Raw genomic sequence first — 898 nt, 5'->3', positions numbered from 1 at the left:
GCGTTGGGGTGGCGGGTGAGGAGCGTGCGCAGCTGCGGCTGCCTCCGCACGGCCTCCTGCTTGAGCAGGTGGGCGATGAGGGCGGGCGGCGCGGCGCTCCAGCGCGCGATGTTCTGGATGAGCATGGGCGAGCGGTAGGTGCGTCCGCACAGCAGGGACGCCGTCTTCCCATCCACGGACATGCCGATGAGCGCCGCGAGCGCGCGGCCCTCGGTGTTGAGGATGAGCTCCACCTTCTCCTCGGCGGGGCCGGTGGTGAAGCGCTGACGGAGCACCTCGCGGGACGAGCGCCGGGTGGACTCGGGCACGTCGCGGTCCACCGTCACCTTGTAGAGCTCCATCAACCGGCGCGCGCTCCAGAGCCTGCGGAACAGGCTGGCGGGCAGCTGCGGGTTGCGCACGAGCCAGCGCCGCACGCCCGTGTCCGCCGCGAAGGCCGCGCGGGCGCAGAGCGACTCCAGGCCCACGGGGTTTCTGTGGTTGCGCGCGATGAGGCGCGCGTGGGCGAGCCCGACGCGGGGGTTCTCCATCACCGCCTTGATGACCGAAGGCAGCGGGTCGAAGCACAACGCGGACAGCTCCGGGTCCTGCGCGGTGTGCGCCAGCGCGACACGCTGGTCCTCGGGTTGCGGATGCAACCGCGTCTCGAAGAGCTGGCGGAAGTTGCCCAGCGCGACCTCGGGCACGTCCTCCGTGTCGGTCTCGGCGTCTGGAGGCTCGGCGGGGACGACGTCGGACTCGGAGGTCTCGAGGACGTCGGATTCGCTCGCATCGGCCTCTTGAGGAAGCAGCTCCAGCGTGGGGAGCTCCTCGTCCGGCGGCGTGTGGGGCGCGGTGGGCGCGAGTGGCTCGTAGCCGGGGCTCACGGAGGGGGCCTGTGCCCGTGGCATGCCGGGAG

At 72.2% G+C, this 898-nt stretch carries 1 protein-coding gene; it reads right to left on the bottom strand.

The annotated features are described in order from the left end of the window. On the bottom strand, positions 1-898 hold an 898-nt coding region (locus FL311_RS43380; RefSeq protein ID WP_141333551.1), incomplete at both ends, for a hypothetical protein.

This window comes from Myxococcus sp. AB025B (assembly GCF_006518215.1).
GTDB lineage: Bacteria > Myxococcota > Myxococcia > Myxococcales > Myxococcaceae > Myxococcus > Myxococcus fulvus.
This window is presented reverse-complemented; position numbering and strand designations above follow the sequence as displayed.